16 protein-coding genes are annotated in these 16,175 nt (G+C 56.4%); 6 read left to right on the plus strand and 10 right to left on the minus strand.

Going from position 1 to position 16,175, the window contains the following annotated elements:
* Positions 1 to 2: 2 nt before the first annotated feature.
* The 9 genes from thrC to ffh form a co-directional block, all read right to left on the minus strand.
* Positions 3 to 1,406 carry a threonine synthase gene (gene thrC, locus QPM17_RS05490; protein WP_285389458.1) on the minus strand — a complete coding sequence of 468 codons (1,404 nt, stop codon included), beginning with the start codon at positions 1,404 to 1,406 and terminating at the stop codon, positions 3 to 5.
* A gap of 12 nt (positions 1,407 to 1,418) precedes the next feature.
* Positions 1,419 to 2,720 carry a homoserine dehydrogenase gene (locus QPM17_RS05495; RefSeq protein ID WP_285389460.1) on the minus strand — a complete coding sequence of 434 codons (1,302 nt, stop codon included), beginning with the start codon at positions 2,718 to 2,720 and terminating at the stop codon, positions 1,419 to 1,421.
* A gap of 113 nt (positions 2,721 to 2,833) precedes the next feature.
* Positions 2,834 to 3,580, minus strand: coding sequence for a DsbC family protein (locus QPM17_RS05500; protein WP_285389464.1), 747 nt, complete (start codon positions 3,578 to 3,580; stop codon positions 2,834 to 2,836).
* Between the two features lie 137 nt (positions 3,581 to 3,717).
* The gene (gene xerD / locus QPM17_RS05505) at positions 3,718 to 4,650 is read right to left on the minus strand and encodes a site-specific tyrosine recombinase XerD (RefSeq protein WP_285389466.1); all 933 of its coding nucleotides are present in this window, start codon (positions 4,648 to 4,650) and stop codon (positions 3,718 to 3,720) included.
* A 109-nt stretch (positions 4,651 to 4,759) separates the two neighbouring features.
* On the minus strand, positions 4,760 to 5,116 hold the full coding sequence (gene rplS, locus QPM17_RS05510; protein WP_027831200.1) for a 50S ribosomal protein L19: 357 nt from the start codon (positions 5,114 to 5,116) through the stop codon (positions 4,760 to 4,762).
* 39 nt (positions 5,117 to 5,155) lie between these two features.
* Positions 5,156 to 5,902, minus strand: a complete 747-nt coding sequence (gene trmD, locus QPM17_RS05515) for a tRNA (guanosine(37)-N1)-methyltransferase TrmD (RefSeq protein ID WP_285389468.1) — start codon at positions 5,900 to 5,902, stop codon at positions 5,156 to 5,158.
* Between the two features lie 3 nt (positions 5,903 to 5,905).
* Positions 5,906 to 6,433: a ribosome maturation factor RimM gene (rimM, locus tag QPM17_RS05520; RefSeq protein ID WP_285389471.1), complete on the minus strand. Its 528-nt coding sequence runs from the start codon at positions 6,431 to 6,433 to the stop codon at positions 5,906 to 5,908.
* Positions 6,434 to 6,468: 35 nt separating this feature from the next.
* Positions 6,469 to 6,714: a 30S ribosomal protein S16 gene (gene rpsP, locus QPM17_RS05525; protein WP_137437526.1), complete on the minus strand. Its 246-nt coding sequence runs from the start codon at positions 6,712 to 6,714 to the stop codon at positions 6,469 to 6,471.
* 143 nt (positions 6,715 to 6,857) lie between these two features.
* Entirely contained in the window at positions 6,858 to 8,246 is a 1,389-nt protein-coding gene (gene ffh / locus QPM17_RS05530; RefSeq protein ID WP_285389473.1) for a signal recognition particle protein, read from the minus strand.
* Positions 8,247 to 8,425: 179 nt separating this feature from the next.
* On the opposite strand from ffh, the gene QPM17_RS05535 reads away from it, so the two are divergent.
* From QPM17_RS05535 to QPM17_RS05555, 5 genes are all read left to right on the plus strand, one after another.
* Complete coding sequence (locus QPM17_RS05535; RefSeq protein ID WP_285389474.1) at positions 8,426 to 9,232, plus strand: cytochrome C assembly family protein; 807 nt, start codon at positions 8,426 to 8,428, stop codon at positions 9,230 to 9,232.
* A 97-nt stretch (positions 9,233 to 9,329) separates the two neighbouring features.
* Entirely contained in the window at positions 9,330 to 10,607 is a 1,278-nt protein-coding gene (locus QPM17_RS05540) for an HlyC/CorC family transporter (RefSeq protein ID WP_285389475.1), read from the plus strand.
* 138 nt (positions 10,608 to 10,745) lie between these two features.
* Positions 10,746 to 11,348 (plus strand): Yip1 family protein, encoded by a 603-nt coding sequence (locus QPM17_RS05545; RefSeq protein ID WP_285389477.1) that lies wholly within the window; start codon positions 10,746 to 10,748, stop codon positions 11,346 to 11,348.
* 187 nt (positions 11,349 to 11,535) lie between these two features.
* Entirely contained in the window at positions 11,536 to 13,758 is a 2,223-nt protein-coding gene (locus QPM17_RS05550) for a DUF1631 domain-containing protein (RefSeq protein ID WP_285389478.1), read from the plus strand.
* A 50-nt stretch (positions 13,759 to 13,808) separates the two neighbouring features.
* The gene (locus tag QPM17_RS05555; protein WP_285389479.1) at positions 13,809 to 14,591 is read left to right on the plus strand and encodes an energy transducer TonB; all 783 of its coding nucleotides are present in this window, start codon (positions 13,809 to 13,811) and stop codon (positions 14,589 to 14,591) included.
* Between the two features lie 10 nt (positions 14,592 to 14,601).
* Here QPM17_RS05555 and grxD read toward each other — a convergent pair whose 3' ends face one another.
* A complete protein-coding gene (gene grxD, locus QPM17_RS05560) occupies positions 14,602 to 14,928 on the minus strand; it encodes a Grx4 family monothiol glutaredoxin (RefSeq protein WP_285389480.1) in 327 nt (108 codons plus the stop codon).
* Positions 14,929 to 15,256: 328 nt separating this feature from the next.
* Between grxD and argF the strand changes: the two genes are divergently transcribed.
* Complete coding sequence (argF, locus tag QPM17_RS05565; RefSeq protein WP_285389482.1) at positions 15,257 to 16,171, plus strand: ornithine carbamoyltransferase; 915 nt, start codon at positions 15,257 to 15,259, stop codon at positions 16,169 to 16,171.
* The last annotated feature ends 4 nt before the right edge of the window (positions 16,172 to 16,175 follow it).

Raw genomic sequence — 16,175 nt, forward strand, 5'->3', positions numbered from 1 at the left:
GGTCAGGTATTCTTCCAGTGTCTGGCAATAAAATCCTGCACGGCTGGCAGGTCGTTATCCAGAACGGTGTATTGCTCTTCTCGTTCAAACAGGTCCGCCATATGCAACGGCAGCGCGGGCTCCGCCTTGACGCCGGAGCGCAACACGGCGTCCGGGAACTTGGCCGGATGAGCGGTACCCAGGGTAATCATGGGAATGGCCGGATCACGGCGGCAGTTGCGTGCTGCACGTACGCCGATAGCAGTATGCGGGTCCAGCAGGTATTCATTCTGCTCGAAAATTTCACGGATGGTGTCTGTTGTACCCTCATCCCCCACTGCGTCACTGTCGAACAGTTTGCGGGCGTGCTTCCAGCGGTAGTCCTCGATGCTGACCGGCCCTTTGGAGGCATTCTCCAGCAGCTCTTTCACTGCGGCGCCATCGCGCCCGTGCAGATCGAACAACAGGCGCTCGAAGTTGCTGGACACCATGATGTCCATGCTTGGCGACAGGGTATGCTCCAGCTGAAGCTGCTCGTACCGGTTGCCGCTCATGAAGCGGTGCAGGATATCGTTGCGATTGGTGGCAATCACCAGCTGGGAGATGGGCAGACCCATCTTTTTCGCCAGGTAGCCGGCGAAAATATCACCAAAGTTCCCCGTTGGTACGGAAAACGCCATGCTGCGATCCGGGCCACCCAAGGCCAGGGATGCATGAAAGTAGTAGACAATCTGGGCCATGATCCGGGCCCAGTTAATGGAGTTCACTGCTGCAAGCTGGGTTTTCCCACCCAGGAAGGACTGGTCACTGAAGCTTGCCTTCACCATGCGCTGACAATCGTCAAAGTTGCCACGCACCGCAATGTTGTGGATGTTGTCACCCTTGACGGTGGTCATCTGGCGCCGCTGCACCTCGGACACACGCTCGTGGGGATGCAGGATAAAGATGTCGACATGCTTGCAGCGACGGCATCCTTCGATGGCAGCGGAGCCAGTATCACCGGAGGTTGCCCCCATGATCACCACGTGCTGCTGGCGCTTCTCAAGAACGTAGTCGAGCAGGCGACCCAGTAGCTGCAGGGCAAAATCCTTGAACGCCAGGGTGGGGCCGCGGAACAGCTCCATGACCCATTCATTGGTGTCCAGTTGAACCAGTGGTGCCACTGCCTTGTGAGCAAATACGTTACCGTAGGTTTCGTCCAGCATCCTGCGGAAATCCTCCGCCGGAATGGCATCGTCCACGAACGGATGCATTACCCGGAAGGCCAGCTCACTGTAGGAGAGCCCGCGCCAGCTGCGGATTTCCTCCAGACTGAAATGGGGCAGGGATTCCGGGACATAGAGGCCACCATCGGTGGCCAGGCCTGTCAGCAGGACATCTTCAAAGCCCAGGGCGGGAGCTTCGCCCCGTGTACTGATGTATCTCACCTTGCGTTCCTGTCAGTTAAAGTTTTCGGCACGAATGCGAACGACTTTTCCGTCAACATCGCTGAGGGCTTCCAGTTCTTCAATGGCGCGGTTGATCTGGCGCTCCTGAACGGTATGGGTGAGGATAATCACCGGAATACGGCCATCCTTCAGCTCCGACTCCTTCTGCATGATCGACTCGATGTTGATGCCGTGCTCACTGAGGATAGAGGCCACTTTTGCCAACACACCAGGGCGATCCAGCGCCTGGATACGCAGATAATAGGCGGACTGGACATCCTCCATGGGTAACACGGGAAGGTCTTCCATGGCTGATGGCTCGAAACCGAGATAAGGCACGCGCTGGTTACTGTCAGCGGCAACCGAACGGGCAGCATCAATGATGTCAGCAATGACTGCGGAAGCGGTCGCTTCGTCGCCTGCTCCCGGGCCGTAATACATGGTCTGGCCTACAGCATCGCCATCCACCAGGACGGCGTTCAGAACACCATCAACCTGCGCAATGAGATGGCTGCGCGGAACCAGCGTGGGATGAACACGCAGCTCGATACCCTCGTCGCGACGACGGGCAATGCCAAGGTGTTTGATGCGATACCCCAGAATCTCGGCATGGGCGATATCGTAAGGGGTAACCTCGGAAATCCCTTCGGTATAGGCTTTCTCAAACTGAAGCGGCACACCGAAACCAGCAGAAGCCAGGATTGTGAGCTTGTGGGCTGCATCAATACCTTCCACATCAAAAGTTGGATCAGCCTCGGCGTAACCCAGATCCTGCGCCTCTTTGAGCACCTCGGCGAACTCCCGGCCGGCCCGCATTTCAGTAAGGATGTAGTTACCGGTACCGTTGATAATGCCGGCAATCCAGTCAACACGGTTGGCCGCCATGCCCTCACGGACCGCCTTGATAACGGGAATCCCGCCTGCAACGCCCGCTTCGTAGGAGACAATCACGTTTTTCTTTGCCGCAGCCTCAAAAATTTCGTTGCCATGAACGGCAATCAGGGCCTTGTTGGCGGTCACCACATGCTTGCCATTCTTGATGGCCGCAAGCACCAGCTCCCGGGCAGTTTCGTAGCCGCCAATCAGCTCGACCACAATATCAACAGACGGATCATTCACCACGTCAAACACGTCGGTGCTGAACGGGATATCACCCAGATCAATATCATTGCGGGGTGTACGTGTTGCCACCCTGGCAATTCGGATATTGAAACCTGTCCGGCCTTTTATCAGGCTGGCGTTCCGGGTCAGTACGTTGAACGTACCACCACCGACTGTTCCCAGTCCGCAGATTCCGACATTGACGTCTTTCAAGCTTTCACCTCTGTTCCCGATGGGTTGCTGTGGGGAGCGACAGTATAACGGTTAACGTGCGCCCGAATAAGCCCTTGCTGATACAACAGGCAGAGCCTCAGTCCGGTAGACTATCAGAGCAGACCGAGGCCTTCAGCCAGTTTTTCAGCAGGTACGTAACCACGCACCATATTACCGTCTCCCAGCACAATCGCCGGGGTGCCTGTCACACCAACACGGCCGCCCAGTTGAAACTGTTCCCTCACCGGGTTCTCACAGCTTTTGTCCTGAACACTTCGCCCCTGCTTGGCAGCATCCATGGCAGCCTGCTGGTCATCCGCACACCAGACGGAAATGTACTTGCGGAATGACGGCGTGTTCGGCCCGGAACGGGGAAAGCCATAATAGTGAACCGTGATACCCATCTCATTAAGCTGGGGCACTTCATCGTGCAGCTTGCGGCAGTAGGGACAGTCGATGTCTGTAAACACCGCGATGGCCGCTTTTTCTGCACCCTTGGCGGTATAACTGATCACTCCCTGGTCACCGAATTCTGCCATCGTACGGGCTCTCTGTGACGCCCTTCCCTGTTCCGAGACATTCGCAATGCCGCTACTGGTGACCTTAAGCAGATCGCCGGTCAGGATGTACTGGCCATCAGCAGTGGTGAAGATGGTATCGCCGTTATTACTGTAAACTTCATACAGCCCCTCAGCTTCAGACTTGCGAACCTCCGAAATATTCAGACCGGGAACCGCAGCGGTCAGTTTTTCGGCAATCACATCTTCGACTTCGCCCGCCTGGAGCGTTGCGGTTCCGGACAATGCCAGAACAGCGGCGACAGACAGCAGACAGGACTTGAATAGATTCTTGATCAACATATTGGTTTCCAGTTTAAGGGACTCACAGACTACTCAGTCATCACTGCGGGGAGTTCCCGCCGATCTGTTGCGACATTAGCCGCCACAAAAAGTTCAGTGTATCAAGGTGCGTCGGTGCCGTATAACCCGACGCAAGACTATCCCCGGGGGTGATGGGACTGGTGCAGAGACTGCAACCGCTGACGCGCCACGTGGGTGTATATCTGTGTGGTGGACAGATCTGAATGCCCCAGGAGCATCTGTACCACGCGCAGGTCCGCCCCGTTATTCAGCAAATGGGTGGCAAACGCATGTCGTAGGGTATGGGGCGACAAATGCTTGTGGATTCCGGCGCGCGCGGCGTAGTGTTTTATTCGGTGCCAGAAGGTCTGCCGCGTCATCGCAGCCGGGCGGCTGCCGGGAAACAGGGCATCACAGGGCCGCCCTTTGAGAAGCTCACCCCGACCTTCCCTCATATAACGTAACAGCCAGTCAATGGCCTCTTCTCCCAGAGGAACCAGACGCTCCTTGTTTCCTTTGCCGATAATCCTGACCACACCCTGGCGCAGATTGACCTCGTCAACGGTCAGCTCAACCAACTCCGAAACCCGCAAGCCACAACCGTACAGGATTTCCATCATCGCCTTGTCGCGGAGTTCGATGGGTACGCCGGGGTCGGGCTCGGACAGCAGGCTTTCCACGTCCTGCTCCGACAGCGAGTCAGGCAGCCGGCGTGGTAGCCGGGGGCTGTCGATGCGCAGAGTCGGATCCTCGGAAATTACCCCCTCACGCAGAAGATAGCGATAGAACCGACGCAGACCGGACAGGCGTCGAGCGGCCGTAGAGGTTTTGAAGCCATCGGCCAACCCCCGGGAAATCCAGGCCAACAGGTCAGTGCGTCGTACCTCCGTCAGCAACGGCTTCCCCGGCTGCTCTTGCAGCCATGCCGCCAGCCGTTCAAGGTCGCTGCGGTAGGCCTGACGGGTTTTCTCCCCAAGCCCATCTTCAAGCCAGACGGAATCGGTAAAGCGGACAATAACCGCTTCATCGTGAGGCCGAAGTTCCGCTCTGGATGTGGTTTTGCGGCTCATGGCAGTTTACTCGAAACGAACCGCGCCGAAGCAGTCCCGGGAATCGGACACGAAAAAGGCAGCCATTGGCTGCCTTTTCGACGAACTGTATTCAACAGAACCCTGCTTATCAGCCCAGCTTTTCCTTGATACGAGCTGCCTTGCCGGACAGGTCGCGCAGGTAGTAAAGCTTGGCCTGACGGACGTCACCGCGACGCTTCACACTGATGCTATCGATCAGCTTGGAGAAGGTCTGGAAGGTACGCTCAACACCAACGCCGTAGGAAATTTTCCTAACGGTGAAGGAAGAGTTCATGCCACGGTTGCGCTTACCGATAACAACACCTTCGAACGCCTGCAGACGCTCACGGTTGCCCTCAGTTACGCGAACCTGAATAACCACGGTATCACCCGGCGCAAAGGCAGGGATTTCCTTGGTCATCTGCTCTGATTCAATCTGACTGATGATGTTGTTCTTGCCGCTCATCGTATGTGCTCCTGATACCCAATCTTTATAATGCCCTGATTATTCAGAGGCACCCGGTTCGTTCAAAATCTCTTCCAGCAGCTCACGCTCTTCGTCCGTAAACACCCGCTTTTCCAACAGGTCGGGGCGCCGCTCCCGGGTTCGCCTCAACGACTGCTTCAGTCGCCAACGCCGGATCTGATCATGGTGACCGCCTAACAAAACATCCGGCACCGCCTGACCTTCGTAAACCTCGGGCCGGGTGTAGTGCGGACAATCCAGCAAACCGTCAGCAAAGGAGTCCTGCTCTGCCGACTGCGCATGACCCAGCGCTCCGGGGATGAGGCGTGTAACCGCATCAATGACAGCCATGGCTGCCAGCTCGCCACCAGACAGCACAAAGTCTCCCAGTGACACTTCCCGATCGACTTCCGTCGATATCAGGCGCTCATCAACACCCTCATACCGCCCGGCTACGAGAACGAGATTCTCCTCTGCCGCCAGCGACTCAACCACGCGCTGATCCATCGGCTCCCCCTGGGGGGACAGATAAACCACACAGGCTTTTCCGGGTGCTGCTTCCCTCGCCGCATGAATAGCCTCCCTCAGCGGCTGAATTTTCATCAGCATGCCGGGGCCGCCACCATAGGGCCGGTCGTCAACCGTACGATGACGATCATGGGTAAATTCCCGAGGATTCCAGGCCCTGAAGGTCAGCAGACCTTCACGAACCGCCCTGCCGGTAATCCCGTAATCTGTCACCGCCGAAAACATTTCCGGGAACAGACTGACTGCGCCAATCCACACCCGTCAGAACTCCGGATCCCAGTCGGCCACCAAACACGAACCGGCCAGATCCACACTCCGGATCACTTGATCCGGCAGATAGGGAATGAGCCGCTCGCGCTGGTCAATAGAGGCATCGGTAGCCCTCACTACCAGGACATCGTTGGAGCCTGTCTCTATCAGATGATGCACCTTGCCCAGGCACTCACCCTCAGTCGTGAAAACGTCCAGCCCTTCCAGTTGATGCCAGTAGTACTCCCCCTCGGGAAGTTCCGGCAACTCTTCGGTAGACACCACAACGTCGGCTCCGCAGTAACTGCGCGCCACCTCACGATCATCAATACCTTTCAGCCTGACGACGATCCCCTGGCCCTGCCGGCGACCTTCCTCAAGCCTTGCCGGGATACGCTTGCCATCGTGGACCAGAGTCCAGTCGCGGTAATTCAGTATCCCTTCTTTGGGGTCCGTGTAAGAGTAAACCTTCAGCCACCCTTTAACCCCAAACACCGAGGTAATCTGACCAATCACAGTTTCCTGCGAATGCTGAGCCATATTCAAACCCCGGCGATAAACGTTATTGCTCTGTATTACTCTGCCGCAGCGCCTTTCAGCAGCTGTGCAACGCGCTCGCTGGTCTGAGCACCCTGGCCCAGCCAATGCTCAATGCGATCGCGATCAATACGCAGACGCTCTTCCTGGCCACGGGCGACCGGATTGAAGAAACCAACGCGCTCGATAAAACGACCGTCGCGGGATTTGCGGCTGTCTGTCACTGTCAGATGGTAGAACGGGCGCTTCTTGGAGCCACCACGAGCCAAACGGATTATTACCATTTCGACCAATATCCTGTTCTGTTGTACGAACTTTGTACGATTCACACCCGCCAAACCAAGGCTGGCGCGAAGACCCATACTCGAAAGGGGCGCTATTCTATGCTAAATGAACGCCAAAGAAAACAGGGAAAACATCCCGGTTTCTACATACGACCACGCGGGGGCATACCACCGCCTGCGCCGCCCGGCGGCATCATACCGCCAAGACCCCGCATCATGTTAGCCATTCCGCCCTTCTTGCCAAATTTCTTCATCATTTTCTGCATCTGCTTGTGCTGCTTGAGCAGGCGGTTTACATCCTGGATCTGAGTACCAGACCCTGTGGCAATGCGGCGCTTGCGGGAATTATTGATAACATCAGGATAACGGCGCTCCTTGGGGGTCATTGAACAAATGATGGCTTCCATCTGCCCCATGGACTTATCGTTCACCTGCTGCTGAGCCATCTGCGCCATCTGCCCCATACCAGGCAACTTGTCCATCAGGCCACCGATACCGCCCATACTTTTCATCTGCTGCAACTGATCACGAAAGTCTTCCAGGTCAAAACTCTTGCCTTTCTTGATCTTCTTCGTCAGCTTCTGGGCTTTCTTCTGATCGATCTTGCGCTCGGCCTCCTCTATCAGGGAGAGCACGTCCCCCATGCCGAGAATCCGGGACGCCACCCTGTCCGGATGGAACGGCTCCAGGGCGTCGGACTTTTCGCCCACACCCAGGAACTTGATGGGCTTACCGGTGATGTGGCGGACAGAAAGCGCAGCACCGCCTCGGGCATCACCATCGGTCTTGGTGAGCACAACACCCGTCAGCGGCAAAGCATCATTGAAGGCCTTGGCAGTATTGGCGGCGTCCTGACCTGTCATGGCATCCACCACAAACAGGGTCTCGACAGGGTTGACCGCCTTATGCAGGCGCCCTATCTCCCCCATCATCTGCTCATCAACGTGCAGTCGACCGGCGGTATCCAGGATCACCACATCTATGTGTTTCTTACGGGCCGCATCCATCGCACCATTGGCTATATCGACCGGATCCTGATCCGCAGAGCTGGGAAAAAACTCGACACCGACCTCGCCCGCCAGTGTTTCGAGCTGCCGGATCGCGGCCGGGCGGTATACATCCGCGCTTACGACCAGGACGGATTTTTTCTGCCGCTCTTTCAGGAAACGTGCGAGCTTGGCAACCGTAGTCGTCTTACCAGCACCCTGCAGGCCGGCCATCATGATGACCGCGGGCGGCTGCACAGCCAGATTGAGGGATTCGTTGCCATCCCCCATCACCCGCTCCAGCTCCTGCTGGACTACCTTGACGAACACCTGCCCCGGACTCAGACTGCGCTGGACCTCCTGACCAACGGCCCTCTGGCGCACACCCTCTATAAACGCTTTGACCACTGGCAGGGCAACGTCCGCCTCCAAAAGCGCCATGCGAACTTCGCGCAACGTGTCCTTTATATTATCGTCAGTCAGCCGCGCCTGACCTGATATCTTGCGCAGGCTGCCGGAAAGTCGGTCCTGGAGGTTTTCAAACATGTTGCTCTTCCATACCCGGATTAATTGAGTGCATGAAACACGGGAACCCGATCAGGTTCCTTGATTCCTGTTGCATAATCGCGACATTATAACCAGACTATCGCCCTGAAACGACCAGCCCGGTCAAATCGGCGCAAAACCCCGCCGATCCCCAGTCAGAGAGTGGTTAAAAGGAAGTCATGGGAACGCTGATTCTCGCGGTCACCTCGCTATTACTTTACAGCATCGGAACTGCCCTGCAGGCACTCAGCTTCAGGGGCCGGGTGCACACCAACATCGCCATAACCACCCTGATTGGCATGCTGGCCCTGACCGCCCACGGCCTTCTGATTGCCGAAACGGTTCACCGCGAAGGCGGATTCGATTTCGGATTCTTCCAGAGTTCGGTTCTGATTTCCTGGCTCATTGTTTTCCTGCTGCTGGGCCTGAACCTTCGCAAGCCCGTTCAGAGTCTCTTTCTCGGCGTTTATCCCATCGCGGCGCTGACCATCATTATGGGATTGATAACCCACTCCTCTTCCCGGCTCGTCCCGCAAGACAGTTACGGTATGCTCTCTCACATCGCCCTGTCGGTTACAGCGTACAGCCTGTTTACGCTCGCGGCCATACAGGCAGCGTTGCTGTATCTCCAGAATCGCCAGCTCAAGCACAATTACAACAGCATAATGATCAGGAACCTGCCACCTCTTCAGACCATGGAATCCCTGCTGTTTGAAATGGTCTGGGCCGGCGTGGTGATGCTGGTGCTGGCCATTGCCACCGGGGCCCTTTTTATAGACGACATTTTCGCCCAGGATCTGGCCCACAAAACCGTATTCTCGCTGCTTGCCCTGATCGTATTCATCGCCCTGCTCATAGGGCGCTACGTGAAAGGATGGCGAGGCATTACCGCCAGCCGCTGGACATTGGCGGGATGCGCACTACTGATGCTTGCCTTCTACGGCAGCAAGTTTGTCCTTGAACTGGTCTTCCACCAGGGCGGCTGAGGCCGCCGGGGCCATGTCCCGAACGATCACACACTTGACACTGTGCTAACCGGCCGCCTATTTTCCCAACTTGTCAGCAATATAAGGGCATTCAGTCTTGAACGAAACATCGCTTACCGCGCTGTTCATCATCCTGGCAGGACTTATTCTGTTGTCCGCCTTCTTCTCCAGCTCCGAGACCGGCATGATGTCCCTCAACCGCTACCGGTTGAAGCACATGGCCAAGACCGGTCACAAGGGCGCCAAGCGGGCGCAGGCATTGCTGAATCGCACAGACCAGCTGATTGGCGTCATCCTGATTGGCAACAACTTCGTCAATATTTTTGCCTCCGCCATTGCCACGGTCATCGCCATACGCATCTGGGGCGACGCCGGTATCGCCATCGCTACCGTGCTCCTGACGATTGTCATTCTGATATTCGCGGAAGTGACACCAAAGACCCTTGCGGCGCTGTTCCCGGAAAAAATCGCCTTTCCTGCCAGCCATGTACTTGGCCCACTACTCAAGATTCTGTATCCCGTTGTATGGGCCGTTAACCTGTTCACGGGCGCCATCCTGAAAATCATCGGCGTATCCGCCAAAGATGCCGCCAACGAGCACCTCAGCCGCGAGGAACTCAGGACTCTGGTCAATGAAGCGGGAGCGCTGATCCCGGCAAAGCACAAGGACATGCTGGTCAGCATTCTTGATCTTGAAAAGGTAACGGTGAACGACATCATGGTTCCCCGGAACGAAGTGGCCGGCATTGACCTGGATGATGACCTCGACACCATCCTGCGCCAGCTCAGAAGTAGCCAGCATACCCGGCTTCCGGTTTTCAAGGGCGACATCAACAACATACAAGGCGTACTTCACCTGCGTAACGTCTCCAGGCTGCTTCTACAGGATGACATCAACAAGGCCATGCTGATGCAGCTTTGCCGGGAACCCTACTTCATTCCGGAAAGCACGCCATTGAACACCCAACTGATCAACTTCCAGAAGCAAAAGCGGCGCTTCGGCATCGTGGTTGACGAATACGGAGAGGTTCTTGGCCTTGCCACGCTGGAAGACATACTTGAAGAAATCGTTGGCGAGTTCACTACCGATTACGCCGCCACCAGCCCCGATATTATCCCCCAGGATGATGGCACCTTTATCATTGATGGCACTTCCGCTGTCAGAACCATCAACAAAACCCTGGGCTGGAAGCTTCCCATTGACGGCCCCAAAACGCTCAATGGACTTATTACGGAAACCCTGGAAAACATACCCGAAACCAACGTTTGCCTGAAGGTGGGAGGACACCGCGTTGAAGTTCTTCAGATCAAGGACAACGTGGTCAAGGCGGCCATCGTTCACCCCAGAAAACGGAAAAAACGCTCCGCCAGCTAGCCGGACACCCCCTAGACGATCCGGTTATAACAGACCGCCCTTTAGAAAGATCAAAATTTAATCTTTCCCTTGACCGAACCGTCGATCCCGCCAAGACTGAAGACGTGCGAAATAACAATAACGAGCAGGAGTACGTCCATGAGTCTAACCCACACCCTGGGTCTTCTTACCCATCCGGATCGCGAATGGGAAGCCATTCGTAACGAGCGGGAATCCGTTGGCAAGCTTTACGCCGGTCACGTTCTGTTACTGGCCCTGATCCCGGCCCTTGCGGCCTTCTATGGCAGCACCCAGGTTGGCTGGCAAATCGGCGACGGACAGATTATCCGGCTGACTGCGACCAGCGCCATGCAACTTTCAGTACTCTTTTACGGCGCCATGCTGGCAGGCATCTACATCATTGGGCGCTTCATCGACTTTTTTGCAGCAACCTATGAGGCGAAGGACAGCACCCCGAGAGGCATTACTCTGGCGGCATACACAGCAACACCGGTGTTCCTGCTGGGCATCATTGCCGTGTACCCCAACATATGGGTAAACATGATCGTGGGGCTGGTAGCCGTGGCCTACGCGGTCTATCTGCTTTACGAGGGGCTGCCGATACTGATGAAAATTCCGGAAGATCGCGGCTTCATGTTTGCCTCTGCGGTGTTGACCGTTGGACTGGTCATGTTTGTGGGCCTTCTTGCCATCACAGTGGTTATCTGGAGTGTGGGCATTGGCCCGGTTTATGTAAGCTGACGCGGAGGCAACAGGTCCGTCGAAAAACCGGGGCACCCTTGGGAGTCCCGGGATTTTTTATTTCTGAGCTTTGTTAGCATTTGGTCATGTTACCGTGTGTTAAAATAAGGTAGATTTAACGTATAAATAAAAAACGAATTTGTAAGCTCGGTCATGTATCCGGTTGAGGCGTACACAGGAGTCGGCCATGAATAAGCAGTCCGGCATACATTATCTCCGCGAGCACCGGGAGGCTGGGAGTTCAAACCCCGTACCTGCACAGGTGGTCCGTATCCGTGACACTGTTGTTGCCGGACTGGGAGATTTGTTGCAGGGTGCCTTTGACGCTGTAGATGACTCGCTGTTCGAACTGGCTAACAACGCCAGGAGCAACAACGAGCAGAACCGCTATTTTGAAGCAATGCGCGAAATCCGTATCAAGCGGAAAGGCGTTGAGCGTCATTTCCAGAATGCGGTTGCACAGCTGTTTGCGAATCCGCCCCAAAGTGGCAGTGTGGCGGCAGAGGAAAGCCTGTCCGGCCAAACCAGTTCCGACAGCCTTTCGCTGGTAGGTGATGACGACCTGGAAGAGCAGGTTGCCCTCAATGCCATGATCACCAAGTCCAAGGTTCACTTTCAGGGTCCGCTGCTGCAGCTGCAAGCCCGGTTCAGTGCTGTTTATCCGGGCGCCAGTGAAGAAACACCGGTGAACCCCATGGCTCCCGAGCACCTGTGCAGCGCCTTTGTAGAGGCCATCCAGGCCCTCGAAATCCAGATTCGCGAACGCCTGATATTGCTAAAGCAGTTTGACCGCTACGTTGTCTCCAACCTGGGCATGTTACTGGATGAAGCTAACCGGATACTGATCCAGGCTGGCGTGATTCCCAACTTCCGCTACCAGGGCAAGGCCGGCAAACAGCGTGACAGTTCTGCTACAGGCGCCACCAGTGAGTCAGCCAGCGAAACGGCCGCGGCTGCCGGCAGCCAGCAAGGGCACCACGAAGGGGCAATGTTTGAGCAGATCAGGCAGATGCTTGCCCATCAGCGTGCTAATGCCGGCATTCCACCAAGAACGTCCGACCCCAACGTCCACCTTGTCGGCGGCGCAGAACTCGCCAACCTGCTTGGATCACTCCCCCAGCAACCTCCCGGAGAAAAGTTCAGTGGTAACCTGAGTGCTGGCGAGCCGGTAATGGTCGACCTGCATCAGATTGTCCAGCAACTACTGGCCCAGTCCGGCAGCACCGCTGATGGCAAGAAGCCAGCACTGAATGAAATGGACGAGGACCTGATCAACCTGGTGTCCATGCTCTTCGAGTTTATTCTCGATGATTACAATCTGTCGGCACCGGTACAGGTGCTGATAAGCCGGCTGCAAATCCCCATTCTCAAGGTGGTGATCAAGGACAAGACATTCTTCAGCAAGGCCACACACCCAGCCCGACGTCTTCTTAACTCACTGGCCAGGGCCGGAATCGGCTGGAGCGAAAGCGACGAGAAAACACGGGATAAGCTCTACGAACAGATTCATGCGATTGTTGCCCGTATCCTGAACGAGTTTGACGGTGACGTGACCCTGTTCGAAACCCTGGGTGAGGAATTTGAACAGTTCCTGGCCCGCGAAAACCGTAAGTCTTCCCTGGTGGAACAGCGTACCCGGGAGTCTGAACGTGGTCGCATCAAATCACAGAAAGCCCAGGAAACCGTTGACCAGCTCTTACAGAAGAAGCTGGCACGCTACAAGCTTCAGGAGCCGGTCAAGAACATCCTGCTGAATGGCTGGAGCCGGGTCATGTTTCTGGCCTATCTCAGGGACGATGTAGAGCACCGCTGGCTTCAAACCGTTCGGGTTGTGGACGACCTGATATGGTGCCTGCATCCCCATCAGGACGACGAAGAACGCGACCAGTGGGTCCGCGTGGTTCCTGGCCTGTTGAAATCCCTCAGGGCCGGCCTTGAGGAGGTTTCCTACAATTCGTCCAGGCTGGACGAAATGATGTCGGATCTCAAGCATGAGCTAACCGAAGCATTCCGTGCCAACGCACTCGCGGAAGCCATGGAAGATACTCCCGAGCCGGAACCCGAGGAAGAGGAACTGACGGGTCATCAGACCGCCATACAGCGGCAACAGGAGCTGGAAGACGCAGCGATTGCCGAGCATGTGGCTCAGATTGACGCCATTGAAATCGGCAACTGGGTGGAATTCAACCTGGTAAACGGTGCCAGCTTCCGCTGCAAACTGTCTGCGATTATTGAGGAAGCCGACTGTTTCGTCTTCGTTAACCGCATGGGCCTCAAGGTTATAGAGAAGTCCCGTACCGATCTTGCCCATGAGATGCGACGCGGTCGCCTGACGGTTCTTGAACAGGGTGCGCTGATTGACCGGGCGCTGGACGCTGTTGTGGGCAGCTTGCGGAGCAAGGCGGGATAAGCTAGCCTGCCGCCTGCCCTCAATCCGTCATCTGGAGCACCTGAGCATCAATGCTGGAGTATGGCAGTGTAACCAGCCTTCCGGGGAAATACCGGATAACCCTGGCAATATCGATTGCCTTGCTGCTCCATACTCTGGTGATGTCAGTACTGCCCTTCACTTTCCCCGAGAAGGAAACCCGCCACCGAACGGTGCAGGTGGAGCTTCTCAGCCCTGGCAGCCAGCCCTCGTCAGAAGTCACAACCAGTACCCGACGGCAAACTCCGGAAAGCGACCGCTCGCAGATCGCCGAGGAGTCTTCCGACCCCGACTTGCAGCCAGCCCTCCGATCGGAGACCCAATCTCAGAACTCTTCACGTGATGGGCGCACAGAACCCCGGGATCCGTCACAGCCTGCCTCCCTGGAGCGGAGCTCCGAGCAGTCATCTGCGCAACCCACACAGACTCAGACCGCCACTTCAGCGGCCTCTGGCAATCCGGATGCGACCACAGAGGATCAACCGGAGCCCATAACACAGATCAGTCGCCAGCCACAGCAAACCAACCCCTACCTGACAAGCCTGGCGGCCCGGGTTGCCAGGGAACTGGACAAGCGTCCGGTTCCATCCAGTCGACGTGTCAGGAAGCCGGTGACCATGGAGCTGGAATTACGGATCATGGATAGCGGTGCACTGACGAGCGCGAGGGTAACCCGGTCGACAGGGTTCAGGGAGATAGACCAGGCTGTCTATCAGGCGGCGCTTCTTGCCAGCCCCTACCCGGAACCACCGGAAGAAAATTCAGAAAAGGGGCGTTTCCGGGTCGAACTGATCTTCACCCCGGAACGCCTGTAGAAGCCAGGCTTCAGGCCTCGGCTTGCTTTGCAGCTGCCTTGATCTGTTCGGCCAGCTCACCACTCTCGGACATTTCCAGAATAATGTCACAGCCACCAACGAGCTCACCGTTGATATAAAGCTGGGGATAGGTAGGCCAGCTTGAATAGACTTTCAGGCCTTCACGCAACTCCTGATTGTCGAGAATATTAACAAAGGCAAACCGCTCGCCACAGGCCATCAGGGCCTGAACGGTCTTGGCCGAGAAGCCACACTGAGGGGCCTGGGGAGTTCCTTTCATGTAAAGGATGACGGGATTTTCTTCGAGCTGGCTCTTGATGGTTTCGTTGATGTCCATGGATACTTACCTCTCATTGGAAACGGGATCGCCCGGGGCGACCTGACTGGTTATATTGTACACGTCCCTGCATTGGCACCAAACACCGACATTGATCCAGCGCAACCACTCAGCCTGGTGGCGTTGTCTTCGGAACCCTGACGGGCTAGACTTGGGCTCCTGTCTTTCAGGCAGCCAGGCAACCCCCGTTTTCGTATCCCGCCAGTGCGGCATCCGCCGCAGACTGGCGTATTGCCGTTTCAGGATAATGACTACAGCGGGCCGGTTGCAACCATGAACATGCCCGGGAATTCAGAGACAGGATGACCGATTAACTAAGGGCCATAGCATGGCAACAAGACATTTTCTCACACTCAATGACCTGAGCTCTGACGAGCTGGAGCATCTGCTGGATCACGGCACCCGACTCCGCAAGGAGTGGCGCCAGGGAACCGTACGTGAAACTCTGAAAAATCGTGTTCTGGCCATGATTTTCGAAAAGTCCTCGACTCGCACCCGGGTATCCTTCGAGGCGGGCATGACCCAACTGGGTGGCGCCGCCCTGTTTCTGTCACCCCGCGATACCCAGCTTGGACGCGGGGAGCCCATCGAAGATTCCGCCATCGTGATTTCCAGCATGGTGGACGCAGTCATGATCCGCACCTTCGCACACGCCACGGTTGAGAGATTTGCAGCGGCATCGAGAGCCCCGGTCATAAACGCGCTTACAGACGATTTCCACCCCTGCCAGCTGCTGGCCGACATGCAGACCTATCGCGAACACCGCGGCAGCATCCGCGGTGGTACAGTGGCGTGGATCGGTGATGGCAACAACATGTGTCAGTCCTATATCAATGCGGCCGCGCAGTTCGGATTCAACCTTCGCGTGGCCTGCCCGGAAGGTTATGAGCCCGACAACAGTCTGACAGCAAACCCGGGACAAAATGTCACTATTGTCCGTGACCCGGCTGAAGCCGCCAGGGGAGCGGATCTTCTGGTTACCGACGTCTGGGCCTCCATGGGCCAGGAAGATGAACAGAAGGCCCGGGAGCTGGCCTTCCGGGATTATCAGATCAATCCCTCACTGATGAATCTGGCGAACAAGGATGCTTTGTTCATGCACTGCCTTCCAGCCCATCGCGGCGAGGAAATTTCCGCAGACATGATGGAACACCCCCGCTCTGTGGTCTGGGACGAAGCTGAGAACCGCCTCCACGCGCAGAAGGCATTGCTTGAATTCCTGATACTCAACCGACTGGATTGACTGG

The sequence above is a fragment of the Marinobacter azerbaijanicus genome (genome assembly GCF_030250645.1).
Lineage (GTDB): Bacteria > Pseudomonadota > Gammaproteobacteria > Pseudomonadales > Oleiphilaceae > Marinobacter > Marinobacter azerbaijanicus.

Excerpts from the sequence above, each read along its gene's own strand:
- grxD (WP_285389480.1), bottom strand. The coding sequence starts at position 14,928 with ATGGACATCAACGAAACCATCAAGAGCCAGCTCGAAGAAAATCCCGTC.
- QPM17_RS05555 (WP_285389479.1), top strand. The coding sequence starts at position 13,809 with ATGCTGGAGTATGGCAGTGTAACCAGCCTTCCGGGGAAATACCGGATA.
- ffh (WP_285389473.1), bottom strand. The coding sequence starts at position 8,246 with ATGTTTGAAAACCTCCAGGACCGACTTTCCGGCAGCCTGCGCAAGATA.
- rplS (WP_027831200.1), bottom strand. The coding sequence starts at position 5,116 with ATGAGCGGCAAGAACAACATCATCAGTCAGATTGAATCAGAGCAGATG.
- QPM17_RS05545 (WP_285389477.1), top strand. The coding sequence starts at position 10,746 with ATGAGTCTAACCCACACCCTGGGTCTTCTTACCCATCCGGATCGCGAA.
- argF (WP_285389482.1), top strand. The coding sequence starts at position 15,257 with ATGGCAACAAGACATTTTCTCACACTCAATGACCTGAGCTCTGACGAG.
- rimM (WP_285389471.1), bottom strand. The coding sequence starts at position 6,433 with ATGGCTCAGCATTCGCAGGAAACTGTGATTGGTCAGATTACCTCGGTG.
- QPM17_RS05500 (WP_285389464.1), bottom strand. The coding sequence starts at position 3,580 with ATGTTGATCAAGAATCTATTCAAGTCCTGTCTGCTGTCTGTCGCCGCT.
- rpsP (WP_137437526.1), bottom strand. The coding sequence starts at position 6,714 with ATGGTAATAATCCGTTTGGCTCGTGGTGGCTCCAAGAAGCGCCCGTTC.
- QPM17_RS05550 (WP_285389478.1), top strand. The coding sequence starts at position 11,536 with ATGAATAAGCAGTCCGGCATACATTATCTCCGCGAGCACCGGGAGGCT.
- xerD (WP_285389466.1), bottom strand. The coding sequence starts at position 4,650 with ATGAGCCGCAAAACCACATCCAGAGCGGAACTTCGGCCTCACGATGAA.
- QPM17_RS05535 (WP_285389474.1), top strand. The coding sequence starts at position 8,426 with ATGGGAACGCTGATTCTCGCGGTCACCTCGCTATTACTTTACAGCATC.